Source organism: Pedobacter frigiditerrae (genome assembly GCF_032678705.1).
In the GTDB taxonomy this organism is placed as follows: domain Bacteria; phylum Bacteroidota; class Bacteroidia; order Sphingobacteriales; family Sphingobacteriaceae; genus Pedobacter; species Pedobacter frigiditerrae_A.
In genome coordinates, this window is record NZ_JAVTSS010000001.1 from 1303716 (window position 1) to 1319161 (window position 15446).

The 15446-nt window shown below is 36.5% G+C and carries 10 protein-coding genes and 1 other RNA gene; 8 read left to right on the plus strand and 3 right to left on the minus strand.

Annotated features, from left to right (window positions below):
- Positions 1-10: 10 nt before the first annotated feature.
- The 8 genes from R2Q59_RS05125 (at position 11) to R2Q59_RS05160 (ending at position 13464) form a co-directional block, all read left to right on the plus strand.
- Complete coding sequence (locus tag R2Q59_RS05125; RefSeq protein WP_316784155.1) at positions 11-3085, plus strand: TonB-dependent receptor; 3075 nt, start codon at positions 11-13, stop codon at positions 3083-3085.
- 10 nt (positions 3086-3095) lie between these two features.
- A complete protein-coding gene (locus R2Q59_RS05130) occupies positions 3096-4832 on the plus strand; it encodes a RagB/SusD family nutrient uptake outer membrane protein (RefSeq protein WP_316784157.1) in 1737 nt (578 codons plus the stop codon).
- A gap of 157 nt (positions 4833-4989) precedes the next feature.
- Positions 4990-6597 carry a beta-N-acetylhexosaminidase gene (locus tag R2Q59_RS05135; protein ID WP_316784160.1) on the plus strand — a complete coding sequence of 536 codons (1608 nt, stop codon included), beginning with the start codon at positions 4990-4992 and terminating at the stop codon, positions 6595-6597.
- On the plus strand, positions 6597-7793 hold the full coding sequence (locus R2Q59_RS05140) for a glycoside hydrolase family 88 protein (protein ID WP_316784162.1): 1197 nt from the start codon (positions 6597-6599) through the stop codon (positions 7791-7793). Before R2Q59_RS05135 ends, R2Q59_RS05140 begins: the two co-directional genes overlap by 1 nt.
- Before the next feature lie 46 nt (positions 7794-7839).
- A complete protein-coding gene (locus tag R2Q59_RS05145; protein ID WP_316784164.1) occupies positions 7840-9321 on the plus strand; it encodes an alpha-L-fucosidase in 1482 nt (493 codons plus the stop codon).
- Positions 9322-9326: 5 nt separating this feature from the next.
- Positions 9327-10763 carry a sulfatase gene (locus tag R2Q59_RS05150; protein WP_316784166.1) on the plus strand — a complete coding sequence of 479 codons (1437 nt, stop codon included), beginning with the start codon at positions 9327-9329 and terminating at the stop codon, positions 10761-10763.
- A gap of 27 nt (positions 10764-10790) precedes the next feature.
- Positions 10791-12854: a glycoside hydrolase family 2 protein gene (locus tag R2Q59_RS05155; protein WP_316784168.1), complete on the plus strand. Its 2064-nt coding sequence runs from the start codon at positions 10791-10793 to the stop codon at positions 12852-12854.
- 112 nt (positions 12855-12966) lie between these two features.
- On the plus strand, positions 12967-13464 hold the full coding sequence (locus R2Q59_RS05160; protein WP_316784170.1) for an HAD family hydrolase: 498 nt from the start codon (positions 12967-12969) through the stop codon (positions 13462-13464).
- Positions 13465-13620: 156 nt separating this feature from the next.
- Here R2Q59_RS05160 and R2Q59_RS05165 read toward each other — a convergent pair whose 3' ends face one another.
- The 3 genes from R2Q59_RS05165 to ffs form a co-directional block, all read right to left on the minus strand.
- A complete protein-coding gene (locus R2Q59_RS05165) occupies positions 13621-14142 on the minus strand; it encodes a hypothetical protein (RefSeq protein WP_316766484.1) in 522 nt (173 codons plus the stop codon).
- Between the two features lie 239 nt (positions 14143-14381).
- On the minus strand, positions 14382-15041 hold the full coding sequence (gene fsa, locus R2Q59_RS05170) for a fructose-6-phosphate aldolase (RefSeq protein ID WP_316766486.1): 660 nt from the start codon (positions 15039-15041) through the stop codon (positions 14382-14384).
- Positions 15042-15126: 85 nt separating this feature from the next.
- Positions 15127-15226, minus strand: an RNA gene (gene ffs / locus R2Q59_RS05175) — signal recognition particle sRNA small type.
- Positions 15227-15446: the final 220 nt, after the last annotated feature.

Sequence of the window (15446 nt, forward strand, 5' to 3'; positions counted from 1 at the left end):
AAATAGAATAATGAAAAAATTACTTAATATAATATTATTTGTGCTGTTAACTAATCTGGTTTATGCACAAACAAAGGTGGTAAGAGGTGTAGTTGTAGATGATACTGGCACTCCTTTAATTTCTACAACAATTACAGAACAAGAAAATCCTAAAAACATCGTTATCACAGATGCCAATGGTAATTTTAACATCAAAGTGGGCGATAGAAGTACGAGCTTAATTGTAAGTTCTGTTGGTTATGTTAAAAAAGTGATCACAATCACCAGTCAACCATTAAAAATTACTTTAAAAGAAGACAACTCAAATTTAAATGAGGTTGTTGTAGTTGGTTTTACCGCACAAAAAAAGATCACTAATGCTGGTGCAACCAGTACAGTGTCTGGTAAAGAATTAAGGCAAAGTCCAGCAGCAAGTTTTCAGAATGCATTGGCAGGCCGATTACCTGGTTTATTTCAACAACAAACCAGTGGTCAACCAGGGGCAGATGCGGCTAATATCTATATCAGGGGTATAAGTACCTACACAGGTGCATCAAATAGACCGCTTGTAATTGTTGATGATGTAGAATATCCGTATGAACAATTGAGCCAGTTAAGTTCTAATGAAATTGAGAGTGTTTCTTTGTTAAAAGATGCATCATCTACAGCTATTTATGGGATAAAGGGTGCAAACGGCGTAATTGCTATTACCACTAGAAGAGGTACGGTTTCTGAACCAAAAATTACCTTTAGAAGTGATTTTGGTATGCAAATGCCAACAATTAGAAGGAAACCTTTAGGTGCTTATGATGCGTTGACCTTATTAAAAGAACAAGAAGTAAATGAAGGTAGGGATCCAAATCTAACTTATCCTGGTTTGGTTACAGAAGAAGCTTTAAATCATTTTAAATTAGGTGATGATCCATATCGTTATCCAAGCGTAAAATGGTATGATGAGGTAATGCGTAAAAGTGCCTTACAGCAAAGTAATAACGTTGATATTGTTGGCGGTACGCAAAACTTAAAATATTTTGTGGCACTTGGTAGTGTTTTCCAAAACGGTATATTAAAAGAGATAGCAAAGGAGGAGAACTTTAACAGTAACTATTACTTAAAGAGATACAACATTAGGTCTAATATCGATTTAAATGTAACTAAAACACTTACGCTAAAACTAGATTTATCTGCCAGATTTAATGAAGTTAATCAACCAAACTTGCCAGATGTCCTTGCAGGTGGTGCCATCTCATTTTGGAGAAGATTAAGTAGCGGATTATTAACGCCTTGGAACTACCCTGTAAAAAATGCTGATGGAAGTTATGGTGGTAGAAAATCAGCAACCTTAAATCCCGTTGGTATTTTGCAATATGCTGGTTACAATAGGGATTATAGCAATAACTTAAATGCCAATATTAAAGCAAACCAAAACTTAGATTTTGTTACCAAAGGTTTAGCTGCAAGAGTAATTTTAGCTTATACAAATAATGTTGAGTTTGGCAGGTCACTTACTAGAGGTCGTTTTCCAACTTTTGCTTATTTAACAGGGTCTGATGTTTTAGATCCAGTATTTCCAGAACTAAGTAGGATAGAGCCTTTAACATTGGCTACTACCTATGGTGTTCCATTTAGAAAAATTAATACACAAGGTATAATCGACTATAACCGCCAATTAGGAAATCATAATTTATATGGTTTAGTGGTTTACAATCAATTAACAGATATTTCTGGTGCAACTGTACCTGCCAACTTCAGAGGTTATTCATTAAGAGCGGGTTATAATTATAAATCTAAATATATAATTGAGTTAAATGGCGCTTATAATGGTACTGACAGGTTTAAAGCTAGTAAAAGAAATGGTTTGTTCCCAGCGGTGAGTGCTGCATGGAATATCAGTGAAGAACCTTTCTTTAAAAAAGCTATTCCATTTATCAATTACTGGAAGATTAGAGGCTCATTAGGTACAGTTGGGTCTGATGATTTCCCGAGTGCTTACCGATATATCTACGAAGAAATTTATAATGCACCTGCAACTGCTGCAAACTCTTATTGGTTTGGCGATAACAATACTTTACAATACGGAATTACACCTGGTGCTTTGGCTAATTCAGACGTGAAATGGGAGCAGGAAAGAAAACTGGATATCGGTACCGACATCAAATTGTTGAATAGTAAATTGGGGATCACTTTTGATTATTTCGATCACAGGAGATATGATATCTTAACCGTGAGAGAAACTGTTCCTAATTTTTCTGGGATCACTTTGCCTCCTGTTAATTTGGGTATAGTTAACAATAAAGGTTTTGAGCTAGATCTATCTTATCAGGATAATTTCTCTAAAAATTTCTCTTACTTTTTTAAAGGTAACATCTCACTTTACAAAAATAAAATTATCGAAAGAGACGAGCCATATAATCAAGGTAATCCATTGTTAATGAGAACAGGAAGACCTATCGGACAAATTTATGGTTATACCAATATAGGTTATTATAATGATGCTAATGATATCGCTAATAGTCCAACATCTGTTGGAAGAAGCGTTAAACCTGGAGATCTAAAGTATGCCGACATTAATAATGATGGAAAGATTGATCAAGGTGATATTGGCCCTATAGGTAATCCAAATATCCCTCAAATAAACTATGGTTTTTCTCTAGGCGCAAACTACAAAGGGTTTGATATTTCCCTTCTATTCCAAGGGGCGGCAAAAGGTAGCTTAAGTGCATCAACCATGTTTCAAATTGGGAACGTAAATGGTATTCCATCAGAAATACACTTAAAAAGATGGACACCAGAGACAAAGGACATTGCAGAATTACCACGATTAGGTGGGCCTAACTTTGACATGTCTACTTTTTGGTTACGCCCAACTGATTATATAAGGCTGAAAAATATTGAGTTAGGTTACAATTTTAATAACAAACTGGTTAATAAAATCGGATTAAAAAATGCAAGGATTTATACCAATGCGGCTAACCTAGTTACGTGGTTTAAATTAAAGATTTATGATATCGATCCAGAATCAATAAACTCTACAGGAACCGTAGAAGCCTATTCATCTTATCCTCAACAGAAGATTGTAAACTTTGGTTTACAGGTAACATTTTAATAATTAGAATATGAAAAATTTAAAAGCTTTTGCATTAATTGTCCTGTTAGCAATAGGATTGGGTGCCTGCAAAAAGGTTGATGACAGTAGTTTTTTAGACAAAACAGATGTGGGTCAGCTAAATGAAGCTACAGTTTTTGCAGATAGTCTACTAACATTTAGATTCTTAACTGGTGTTTACACTGGTTTGGCTACAACCTATTATTTAGATAACGGATTAACGGGTGGTGGTTTGTGGTCATACAGCGATGCATCAGACGATTCGGATATTGTTTGGAGTGGAGCAACTGCACAAGCTGCACCTGCTTTTAATTCGGCAACATTTGCTTCTTTGGCAGACTTTTCTAGATTTAAAAATCATTGGAACAACTGTTACAATAACATAAGGAGAGTAAATGTCTTTTTGGCGAATGTAGATAGGGCTCCAATTTCTGCACCAAGAAGAGCAAGTTTAAAATTAGAAGCTCGATTTTTAAGAGCCTATTATTACTGGCATTTATTAAGAAATTACAGTGGCGTTCCCATTATTGGTGATAAAGTTTATGCGATAACAGATGATTTTGGTTTACCGCGATCTACATTTGCTGAAACCGTAAATTATATTGTTGCCGAATTGGATGCTTGTGCAGCATTACCAAAAACCACAAAGATTGAAGATTTTGGTCGCCCTACCCAGGGTGCTGCATTAGGCTTAAAATCTAAAGTGCTGTTATTAGCGGCAAGCCCATTGTTTAACGGACAAAATCCTGGTACTGGTGCAAATAAAAGTTTGGCCGGTTATGACAATTTAGATAATAATAGATGGAAAGTTGCCGCCGATGCTGCAAAAGCTGTAATAGATTTAGGGACTTACAATTTGGTTAAGGACAATACCACAGCACCTGGTTACGGTTATTACCAAATGATGATCACAAGGAATACCGAAGAACATATTTTTCAAGTGATGAAATCGACTGGTAGATGGTATGAAACTTATCTCTTGCCAGTTTCTAGAGGCGGACAAGCCTATTCTTATCCAACGCAAGAATTGGTAGACACTTATCCAATGAAAAATGGAAAGAATATCAATGAAGCTGGCTCGGGCTATGTTGAGGCCAATATGTACAAAGACAGAGATCCTCGATTTTATTACTCGATATTATATGATGGAAGTTTGTGGTTAAATAACACCACCAATACCAAAACAGTAGTTAACCTGTACGCGAATGCGCCAGGTGATGGTTTAGGTACTTCAGGGTCTACAAAAACAGGCTATTTATACAGGAAGTTTTGTCATGAAGGTGCTGGTGGAAATTTTGGGATATCAAATAACATTGGCTTAGTAGCGATAAGATATGCTGAGATATTGCTCAACTATGCCGAGGCACAAAATGAATTTAGCGGACCCAGCGCAGAAGTATACCAAGCCGTAGAGCAAATTAGAGAAAGAGCAGGCTTAAACCCATTCAAGTTGCCTTTACTGTTAACTAAAGAGCAAATGAGAGAGGTGATTAGAAATGAAAGAAGAGTAGAACTAACCTTCGAAGAAGCAACAAGATTCTTTGATATCAAAAGATGGAAAGTGGCAGAAACACTAATCAATGGGCCTGCAACGGGTATGAGATGGACACGTAATGGATCTACTACTACGGGAGCTCGTTTTACTTTTGAAACAAGAAAGTTTACAGCCCCTCAAATGTATTATTTCCCTATACCACAATCAGAAATTAACAAGAGCCAGGTACTTATACAAAACCCAGGCTGGTAAAAATAATGTTTGTGTTGATTAATAATTTGGTTAGCGTTGGTTATCCCTATCGGGGATGCCAACCGCTAATCAATGGAAATCATACCCATCGATTAACCTTTTCCCTTTATTTAATAACAAAGTTTTATCTACAAAAGTAATTGCACTAAATTAGTATATGAAGAAGATTTTATTCCTGTTGCTTTTTATTGCAATTAATGCTGCGGCTCAGCAGCAGCCATCACTCATACCCATGCCTAATTCGCTTTTGCAAAAGGAGGGTAGTTTTACTTTAAATCAAACAACGTTAATTGTTGCAAATCAACAATTACAGAAACTAAGCTGGTACTTAAAAAATGAATTGTTAACCTTTACCAAATTAAGTTTAGTTGCAGTTCATCAATCAGAAAAACCAAGTATTTATCTACAGTTAACCAATAAGGGTAAAAGTAAAACTAATGATGAGGCGTATAGCTTAACCATCAATACCAACAAAATAACAATTTCGGCAGCAACAGAAAGTGGTCTTTTTTATGGAATAACTACCTTTTTGCAATTGGTTAGAACGGCTAAAGCTACAAATCAAAGTTTGTCAATCCCAAATTTAGTGATCGAAGATCAACCTGCCTATGCATGGCGTGGTATCATGCTAGATGAGTCTAGAGCCTTTTATGGAAAGGAAAAGGTAAAGGCTATTTTAGATTGGATGGCATTTTATAAACTTAATCGTTTCCATTGGCATTTAACAGACGAACCCGCTTGGCGTTTAGAGATTAAAAAGTACCCAAAATTAACCTTGATTGGTGGTATTGGTAATTACTTAAACCCTAATGCTCCCGCACAGTATTATACCCAAAGCGATATCAAGGAAATCATTTCTTATGCAGCTGAAAGATACATTACGGTAATTCCAGAAATAGATATGCCAGGTCATGCTACTGCAGCTAACATGGCTTATCCAGCTTATTCCGGTGGTGGTTCAAAAGCTCATCCAGAGTTTACTTTTAATCCAGGTAAAGAAAGTACCTACCAATATTTAGCCAACATTGTAAAAGAAACAAATGTGCTTTTCCCATCAGGATTAATACACTTAGGTGGCGATGAAGTAAGTTACGGAAATGAAAAATGGAAAACTGACCCTGAGATTTCCAGCTTAAAACAAAAAGAGAATCTAAAAGATGATAAGGCAGTTGAGCTGTATTTCATGAAAAGAATGGCAGATTCAGTTTATCAGATGAATGCCAAGGTTTTGGTATGGGATGAAATGGCTGATGCTGGTTTACCTGCCGACAAGACTATTATTTTTTGGTGGAGACACGATCAACCTAAACAACTTCAAACGGCATTAAATAATAAATATCAAACCGTTTTATGTCCTCGTTTACCACTGTATTTTGATTTTGTACAAGACAGCACCCATCAGTATGGTCGTAAATGGAATAAACTATATAACCCAATCCAAAATGTATATGAATTTGATGCTAGCAAACTAGCTGAAAATGCAGAACAGGCTAAAAATATATTGGGTATACAAGCCAATTTATGGACAGAGACTGCGCCAACCATTCAAAGGTTAGATTATTTACTGTTTCCACGTATTAGCGCCTTAGCTGAAGCCGCTTGGACAACAAATATTAATAAAAATACAAACGCTTTCACGGATAGAATGAAAACTCACTTGCCGCTATACAAACTAGCTGGATTGTATTATTACGATCCATTTTATCCGCTTAGAAACCCAGAACCCGTAACCGAAAGAAAACAACCACTTAGTTATATAGATTAATGATAAAGACCCTAATCGCTATTTGTTTATTGTCAATAACCTTTCTCACTACAAATGCGCAAAATGCAATTGTCAAGAAGGAAATGAAAGCCCTAATTGAAGCACAATTTCAATTTGCCAATCAGCAATATAAAATCTTAGCTAAAAATGTAGCACCTCATTTAATGCCAAAAACCTATTATGCTGCAAGTAAAAAAGTAGAAACTAGTGATACTAAATGGTGGTGCAGTGGGTTTTTTCCGGGTGCTTTGCTTTATATCTACGAATATACAGGTGATCAAGAAATCTTAAATGAAGCTAAAAGCAGATTAGCCATTCTAGAAAAGGAGAAACACTACAAAGGCAACCATGATTTAGGTTTCATGATGTATTGTAGTTTTGGCAACGCCTACAGGTTGCTAAAAGATCCTAGTTATAAAACAACTATAGATACCGCTGCGGCTTCCCTAAGCACACGTTATAGACCAAATGCCAAAGTCATTCAATCGTGGAACTCCAGTAAAAAATGGGCAGGACCAGTAATTATCGATAACATGATGAACTTGGAGTTGTTAAATTGGGTAAGCGCAAATGGAACAAATCAGCTTTATAAACAAATTGCAATTTCGCATGCAGACCAAACCCTTAAAAACCATTTCCGACCAGACTATAGTTCTTATCACGTAGTAGATTATAACATGGTTGATGGGACTGTGATTAAAAAAGAAACCGCTCAAGGTGCAGCAAATGAATCTGCTTGGAGCAGGGGACAAGGTTGGGCACTCTATGGTTATGCCATGATGTATCGCTTTACTAAAGACAAACGCTACTTAAATCAAGCAAAAAACATTGCGCAATTTATTCTAAACCATCCAAACCTTCCAAAAGATAAAGTTCCTTATTGGGATTTTAATGCGCCTCAAATCCCAAATGAAATTAGAGATGCTTCCTCAGCAAGTTTAATTGCATCAGCTTTGCTAGAATTAGGACAATACAGTACAAAAAAAGAGCAAGAAACTTATGTAACTGCTGCAGAGCAGATGTTGAAATCACTCTCTACACCAAACTACAGAGCAAAACTTGGAGAAAATGGTGGTTTTTTATTAATGCACAGCACAGGTTCCTTACCAGGGAAATCTGAAGTAGACGTGCCTTTAACTTATGCAGATTACTATTTTCTAGAAGCTCTGTTGAGATATAAGAAATGGTATTTGTAATCCTATTTAACATCAGCCACAAATGATTACCCTCTAAATATACACAATGAAAAAGAGAAACTTGCTATTTGGAATTTTGATGATAGTCACATCAATTTCTACTTATGCACAACAAGCAGCAAAAAGTAAAACCGATACCATCCCTTTAAAATATGGTGCACATAGAACTGGTAACCGAACCGATGCCGATATGGAACGTTGGCGCAGTTATGGCCTTGGTCAGTTTATACACTGGGGCGTTTATGCTATTCCAGGTGGGCATTGGGAAAGCAAAAGTTATAACGGAGCGGCAGAATGGATTCGTTCGTGGTCTGGCCCATCAGCTCCTGCAAACTGGAGAACAACTTATGATAACCTTTACAAACAGTTTAATCCCACAGATTTTGATGCCAACAAATGGGCGAAACAAGCAAAAGCCATGGGTGCAAAATATGTCATCTTTACCACCAAACATCATGATGGATTTTCTTTATGGCCTAGTAAATACACCGATTATACCATCGCCAATACGCCTTATAAAAAAGACATCGTAAAACAAGTCGTAGATGCTTATGACGCCCAAGGAATTGATGTTTATTTATATTTTTCTATCATCGATTGGAACCATAAAGGTTACCGCAGTGCGATACCAAAAACAGAAGCAGATAGCATTGCTTATGAAGATTTTAAGCAATTTACCAGAAATCAACTGATAGAATTATTAAAAAACTATCCAAAAGCTAAAGGTTTATGGTTTGATGGTACTTGGGATGCCGCGTGGGTTAAACAAAGCAAATTTGCCGATGACTTAGAGAAGGAATTGAGGTCCTTACATCCTGGATTAATTATAGGAAGTCGATTTCGTGCTGATGAAAATGGGAAACGCCATTTTGATAGCAATGGTAAAATGATGGGCGACTATGAGCAAGGTTGGGAGCGTAAATTGCCAAGCAGTATTGAAGTGCTAAATGGCCGCGATTGGGATTGTGTAATGACTATTCCACCCAATCAATGGGGATATAATTCGGATTGGAAATCATCATATATTAAAACAGCGAATGATTTAACTGATATGTTGTTGCATGCGGTATCCATGAACGGCAATTTGGTCGTTAACTTTGGTCCAGATGGTAAAGGGAATATCCGCTCAGAAGAAGCCAATACCGCTGCTAAACTTGGCGAGTGGAACAAATTAAATGGTGATGCAATTTATGGAGTGAGGTATTCAGGCTTGCCAAAACCTGAATATGGTTATTATACCAAAAGAGACAACAAACTCTATCTTACGGTAATCAATAAACCAGTAAATAACGTATTAAGGCTTACTATTCCAAATAGTTACAAACAAAAACCAACTAAAGCATTCTTGTTAAATGGTAAAAATCAACTTCAAATCACAACTGTGGATATGGGAATGAGTGGAGATTCGAATGTCTATTTCGATATTCAGTTACCCACTAATTTAAATACAACTAGTCCTTTTGTAATTGCCATAGAATTGAATGAAACTAAAACTAATGGCAAGTCTTTTGGTGATGCTAAAACCTAAATGAAATGAAATACCTGGTCATCTTTTTATTCTTGTTTACGCAAGCCTCATTAGCCCAACGTTCGGCTACAAAACCTAATGTCATCATTATCAACATGGATGACATGGGTTATGGCGATACCGAGCCTTATGGAATGACAGGCATTGCTACACCAAATTTTAATAAAATGGCACAAGAAGGAATGCGTTTAACTCATTTTAATGCGGCACAAGCAGTTTGTAGTCCATCAAGAGCGGCGCTGTTAACAGGAACATATCCAAATAGATTGGGCTTGGCTGGTGCGCTGATGCCTTGGGCGGAGATTGCATTGAATCCTGCTGAAGAAACCATTGCATCACTATTAAAAAAGAATGGTTACACTACAGGTATGTTGGGTAAGTGGCATTTAGGTTCAAAAGCACCTTACTTTCCTATACATTATGGCTTCGATAGTTTTTATGGTATCCCGTATTCACATGACATGTGGCCGGTAGATTATGACGGAAATCCTGCTAAGGCTGGAACACCACAATTCAAATACCCTGTTTTACCAATATTAGAAGGAGATAAAACAATAGGCAATATCCAGAATCTCGCAGAGCAGGGAGAGTTTGGTGGCAAGTTGACTAAGAGAGCCGTAGACTTTATTGCTAAAAATCAGCAAAAACCTTTCTTCCTTTATTTTGCACAACCTATGCCACATGTTCCTTTGGCAGCTTCTGCAAAGTTTAAGGGTAAAAGTGGTATAGGCTTATTTGGAGATGTAATCATGGAATTAGATTGGACAATTGGCGAGATCATTAAAACGCTTGACCAATATAAACTATCAGAAAATACCATTTTAATTGTAACAAGTGATAATGGACCTTGGCTACGCTTCGGCAATCATGCAGGTTCTTCAGGCGGATTTAGAGAGGGAAAAGGAACTACTTGGGAAGGCGGAACCCGCGTACCATGCTTTATTAGGTGGAAGGGTAAAGTGCAAGCAGGGAGCATTTTTAGCGGCTTGTTAACCAATATGGATATTTTACCTACCGTGATGAAATTAAGTGGTAGCACTTTGCCAAAAGAGCGAATAGATGGAATAGATTTTAGCTCGGTTTTATTAGGGAAAACCATTAAAAGTCCCAGAGATGTTTTCTACTACTATTATGATACAAATAACCTCAAGGCTGTGCGTTATCAGAACTGGAAATTGGTATTGCCACATGCAACACAATCATACGTAGCAGGGGTGTTAGGAAAAGATGGTCAAAATGGAACAACACCGGTAATAAATGTACCAATGGCCTTATACGATTTAGCCCATGATCCAGGAGAAACTTACGACGTGCAGAATCAATATCCAGAAATGGTTAAAAAAATAATGGTTTACGTAGAACAAGCAAGAGCAGATTTAGGGGATGACCTGACAAAAAATAAAGGAGCCAATAGAAGAAAACCTGCCGTGGTTAACAAATAAAAAAAAAACAATTACTAAAAACACACAATGAGCAACCCAAAAACTATTAAAATTATAATTTATACCATTTTATTTTTAAGCCTTAATCAATTTACCAAAGCACAAACTTCACGTATTGTATCCAATTTTAACACAGGGTGGATATTTAAAAAAACAAATGATACCACTGTTGGCAAAAAAGACTGGGAGAAAGTTACCTTGCCACATACTTGGAATGCAACGGATATGCAATTAACCAAGCAGTTTTATGAAGGTGAAGGGCAATATAAAAAGGAAATCACCTTTGGTAATGAATATAAAGACAAACGACTATTCCTGCGATTTGAAGGCGTTGGACAAGTTGCCCAAGTGTATGTGAACGATAAATTGGTAGGCACGCACAAAGGTGGATACAGTGCTTTTTGTTTTGACATCACTTATGCCATTAAATTAGGTAGCCCAAATACCATTTTGGTAAAAGCCAATAACAAAGCAAGGAAAGACATTATACCTATCAATCATTTTCTTTTTGGGGTTTACGGAGGTATTTATAGACCTGTTAATTTAATTGTAACCAACAAAATCAACATTACCACAACAGATTATGCTTCTCCAGGAATTTATATTTCTCAAAAAAATGTAAGCACAACAAGTGCTGATTTAAGTCTTGCCGTTAAGTTGGAAAATAGCAGTGCTCAAGCAGAAGATATAGTGATAAACAGTACCATCTATGATAAATTTGGTAAAAGTATAGTAGAAAAAACAAGTTCGCACCACCTTACTACACAAGGCAGACAACAATTTGTTCAAGATATAAATATCTCTAATCCAACTCTTTGGGATGGTTTTAATAATCCATACCTCTATAAAGTGGTCACAAAAATCTTAAAAGATAATATCGTGATAGATGAAGTAACTCAGCCTTTGGGTTTAAGGAAATTTGAACTGATTGCTGGAAAAGGAATGATGCTGAATGGCAAACCGTATAATATGTATGGTGTTGCCCGTCATCAAGACAGATGGGGTTATGGAAGTGCCTTAAGTAATGCACAACACAAAGAAGATTTAGATATTATTAAAGAAATGGGAGCCACTACCATCCGCTTTGCGCATTACCAGCAATCTGAATATTTGTACTCACAATGTGATACCATGGGTTTTGTGATTTGGGCAGAAATCCCTTTTGTCAATACTTTTTCGGGCGAAGAAGGTGATAATGCCAAACAACAGTTGGAAGAGCTGGTTAAACAAAACTATAATCACCCTGCTATTTATGTATGGGGTTTACACAACGAGGTTTATGGAAAAACGCCTGCAGATTTTCCAGCTGTGCTTACACGTGATTTAAATGATTTAGCTAAAACAATAGATCCCTATCGTTATACGGTATCGGTAAGTGGTTATGGAGAAATGGATAGACCAACCAATTTAAATGCAGACATCCAAGGTATGAATCGTTATTATGGTTGGTATGAAGGTAAAATAGGAGACATTGAGAAATGGGCAAATGGCCTAACGCAAAAATACCCTAACAATTTAATGATGTTGGCAGAATATGGTGCTGATGCCAATGTTTTGCAACAACAAGAACAAGCAACATTAAAAGAAAGTTGGAATTATACCTTGCCTCAATACCCAGAAAACTTTGCGACTAAAACCCATGAAATGCAATGGCCAGTCATCGCTAAACATCCTATCATTAGTGCTTCTTATATTTGGAATACATTCGATTTTGCTACACCAATGTGGAACAGGGGAAGTATGCCAGCTCGTAACATGAAAGGTTTGGTAACGTTTGATAGAAAGCTCAAAAAGGATGGTTTTTACTGGTATAAAGCAAATTGGAGCAAGGAACCGGTTTTGTATTTAACCGAACGTAGGACTACAGAAAGAGTAAATGCCATTACACCAGTAACTGTTTACTCAAATGTTGGAGAACCAATTCTTTACTTAAATGGCAAAAAAGTAACAACAAAACCTTTGGTAAAAGATGTTCCTGTACATTATGTATTTGAAAATATCCAGCTTAAAAAAGGAAAAAATACACTTAAAGTGATATCAAGCCAAAACAAGCAAGAATATAGTGATACGATTACTTGGAATTTGAAGTGATTAGAGGTAAGGTGTTGAGATGGTGTATCTCCTCGCTACTGAAGAAGTCGCGACAGGTGCGCTGCATTGGATATGAAGTTAAAGAACCAAAAATTATTATGATATTCGCAACATGAAGAATAAAGCAATTTTTTTAGATAGAGACGGCGTTTTAAACCACGAAATCAATGATTATATATGCCGTAAAGAAGACTTTGAAGTATTGGAATATCAGATACCACCATTAAAAAAGTTCTATGACGATGGTTATTTATTAATCGTAATTACCAATCAAGGCGGCATTGCTTTAAAAAGATATACAGAAGAAGGTTTAGCAGAAATGCATCAAATCTTATTCGATACTTATAAAAAACAAGGCGTAGAATTTATCGATGCTTATCATTGTCCACACCACCCAACCGTAAACGACCCTTGTTTATGTAGAAAGCCTGGTTCAAGTATGCTATTAGATGCGATTGCTAAATATGATATTGATCCAGCTTTATCTGTCATGATTGGCGATAAACCTAGGGATGTAGAAGCCGCTAACGGAGCAGGAGTGAAGGGGATATTAATTGAGCCAGATGAACAGATCAATTACGATCAAGTGAAAGCTGTTTTGTTGAGTTAGGCTTCTCGTCATTTCGACGATAGGAGAGATCTATGAGTTTGTTCCTTCTTGGCAGATATATCCTCGCTGCTTGCTTGCCGGACAGGCTAGCGCTGAGTTCAATATAACGACAAGATGTTATCCGAATTATGTTCTATCGAGACGATGACATGCCCACTAATTGGCAAATGGATCTGGTGCTTTTTTAGCGGCATATAATTGCTTTAATAAGATGAAGGCTTTTTTCAGTCGCTCATAATTCAATGGATCAGTTCGGAGATAAGGCAATGTAAATCCAGATGTTGTGGTATCCGTTACCTTACCATTTATTCGTTGTTTAGTAATAGAGGTTTCTCCAACAAATTTCAAGTTTACCATTCCTACAGCATCTTTATAAGTATCGCTTATTAAGAGGACATCCGAAATGTGGGTTGGGTCGAATATATATTGTAGTTCATCACTTGTGCCATCAGAGAATTTTCGGTTATACGATAAGATCACTTTATCCTTATTGCTGCCATCTATTCCGAGGCCTAAGCCACTTAACACATAGGTAAACTGATCATTGTAAGTTCTTTTCAAGTCTTCTGTCTCTTTTAACTTCTTATCAATGTAATTGATGGTCTCATTTAAAGTTAATTGAGCAGAGCTTGTTATTGATACCAGCAATAATATAGAGAGGATTAATTTTGCTTTCATGATAAGGATTTTGATGAAGTAAATATAAAGAATGGAGGGTTTTTATCAATACCTAAATATGAGTATTTATAGGGATAAAGAAAGGAAGAAAGAACAAGGATATTTACGCATTAAAGCCTATGTTTCTGTAAGGTTAACACCTTAAACAGTAAAGTCAAAAATGAAAAAAGCCCCGAAATATTCGGGGCTTTTAAATATGTTTTATAATTGCCCTTCGACGAGCTCAAGATAACAATCAGTTATTTTCCGCTTGCTTTAGCGTGATCTGCTAAGAAAGTAGCTAAACCGCTATCAGTTAAAGGGTGTTTTAATAAAGCAGTAATTGCAGCTAAAGGCGCTGTAATTACATCAGCACCTAATTTAGCACAAGCTACAATATGTAATGGTCCGCGGATAGATGCAGCTAAAATTTGAGTAGGGTAGCCGTAGTTATCAAATATTAAACGGATGTCTTCAATTAAAGTTAAGCCATCAGTTGAAATATCATCTAAACGACCTAAGAATGGAGAAACATAAGTTGCGCCAGCTTTAGCAGCTAATAACGCCTGACCAGCAGAGAAAATCAACGTACAGTTTGTTTTAATGCCTTTGTTGGTGAAATATTTAATGGCTTTAACACCATCTTTAATCATCGGAACTTTAACAACGATTTTAGGATTTAAAGCAGCTAAAGCTTCCCCTTCCTTAATGATACCTTCGTAATCAGTAGCAATTACTTCAGCACTAACATTATCATCAACAATATCACAAATTGCTTTATAATGAGCAATTACATTTGCATCTCCAGTAATACCTTCCTTAGCCATTAAGCTAGGATTAGTAGTTACACCATCTAAAACGCCTAAATCTTGTGCTTCTCTAATGTTGTCAAGATTTGCAGTATCAATAAAAAATTTCATAATTTAATAGTATTTATAAGAATATGGTTCGGTTCAGAAGAAACCCTGATTAGTAAAATAGCCCGTTCAGGGGTAAGAGAAAAAAAATGGGCAAGCAACTTTTATCGCACCGCTACAACCTTCTACCCTTGCTTCGTTCCCGCCCTGGGGGAGTTCAAAGGGAGCTGATCGTAAAAGACTTGCCCGGCACAAAGGTAGAAAAAGGAAGCGTTTTACAAAAAGAAAAATGCGATTTTTTGAGATTAAACTTATGTGTTTGATTGATAGTTGATTATATTTAAGATTGTTGTATTGATATATTGTTTTATTGTTGGATTATTAGATTGTTGAATTGTTTTATTGTTGAATTGCAAGTTAGCTAATAGAGATTCGTCATTGCGAGAGCCTGCTCCGATTCTTCGGAGG